Annotated in this window: 1 protein-coding gene; it reads left to right on the forward strand. The window is 74.3% G+C overall.

Going from position 1 to position 1114, the window contains the following annotated elements:
* Positions 1–973: pyridoxal phosphate-dependent decarboxylase family protein (locus ADL12_RS22235; RefSeq protein WP_062704439.1), on the forward strand; the 973-nt coding region annotated here is incomplete at its 5' end.
* Positions 974–1114 lie beyond the last annotated feature (141 nt).

Below are 1114 nucleotides of genomic sequence, written 5' to 3' on the forward strand. Positions count from 1 at the left end.
CCCCCGAGCCATCCCACCCCAGAACCCCCCCTCCGCCCTGCTCACCACGGGCGGCACCGAATCCAACCAACTGGCCCTCCTCCTCGCGCGAGAAGCGCACGGCGCCGGTGTGCGGCTGGTTCACGGGGGCAACGCTCACCACTCGTTGCCCCGTGCCGCCTGGCTGCTCGGGCTGGCCGAATCCGTCGTCGTGCCCGCGCCGGCCGGGACGCTCGACCCGGCTGCTCTCGACGAGGCCCTGACGCGGCTGCCCGGCCCGCACTTGGTCGCTGCCACCGCGGGGACCACCGATGCCGGGCTCGTCGACCCGCTCCCCGAGATCGCCGCCCTGTGCGCCGCCCACGGCGCCCGGCTCCACGTGGACGCCGCCTACGGCGGAGGCCTGCTGTTCAGTGACCGGTACCGGGACCGGCTCGCCGGTCTCGACGCCGCCGACACCGTCACCCTCGATCTGCACAAGCTCGGCTGGCAGCCCGTCGCCGCGGGCCTGCTCGCCGTGCGGGACCCGGGTGACCTCGCCGTGCTGCACCGCCGCGCCGACTACCTCAACGCCGACGACGACACCGAGGCGGGCCTGCCCGACCTGCTCGGCCGCTCCCTGCGCACCAGCCGCCGGCCGGACGTCCTCAAGATCGCCGTCACCCTCAAGACCCTCGGCCGCAGCGGCCTCGGCCGACTCGTCGAGCAAGTCTGCGACCATGCCCGCGAGTTCGCCGCCCTCGTCCACGACCACCCCGGTTTCGAGCTGCACGACCTGCCCACCATCAGCACGGTCCTGTTCCGGCCCGCACACGCCACCGACGCCGCCGTCGCCGCCGTACGCCGAAAGCTCCTCACCGACGGACGTGCCGTACTGGGGCGGGCCCGGATAGACGGGCGGCTGTGGCTCAAGGCCACGTTCCTCAACCCCCGCACGCGCCCGGACGACCTGGCCGCCCTCCTGAAACTGGTGGAAGGAAACACCCCCGGATGAGCCCGCAGACGAACCCCCACACCGGCCCCCACGCAAGCCGCAGCATGAGCCCCCACAGCCTCCACAAAAGCCCCCACGCAAGCCCCCGCACGGGCCCCGGGGAGCGGCGGTCCGGGCGCCGCCCCTCGTCGAGGCCCGCCT

Origin of the sequence: Streptomyces regalis (assembly GCF_001509475.1) — a bacterium.
GTDB classification, from domain to species: domain Bacteria; phylum Actinomycetota; class Actinomycetes; order Streptomycetales; family Streptomycetaceae; genus Streptomyces; species Streptomyces regalis.